Origin of the sequence: Flavobacterium azizsancarii (assembly GCF_027980145.1) — a bacterium.
GTDB classification, from domain to species: Bacteria; Bacteroidota; Bacteroidia; order Flavobacteriales; family Flavobacteriaceae; genus Flavobacterium; species Flavobacterium azizsancarii.
In genome coordinates this window covers 1-220 of record NZ_JAMZNK010000158.1, presented here as the reverse complement: position 1 = coordinate 220, position 220 = coordinate 1, and the positions used below count along the sequence as shown (strand labels likewise).

General features: G+C 43.2%; 1 protein-coding gene. It reads right to left on the bottom strand.

Annotation, left to right across the window (positions count from 1 at the left end; genetic code table 11):
* Positions 1-220: hypothetical protein (locus NJT12_RS25005; RefSeq protein WP_271338815.1), on the bottom strand; the 220-nt coding region annotated here is incomplete at both ends.

Sequence of the window (220 nt, the reverse complement as noted above, 5' to 3'; positions counted from 1 at the left end):
TGTAATATTTCCTGGGTTGATGGTCCAATTCCCTGATGGTAAACCATTCAAGACAACACTTCCGGTAGCAACTGTACAGGTTGGATGTGTTATGATTCCAACTGTTGGCGCAGATGGTGTCGCAGGTTGTGCATTGAACACAACATTACCTGATGCAGCAGAAATACAGCCTACAGCATTTGTTACTGTAAAGGTATATGTAGTTCCTGCCGTTAATCCT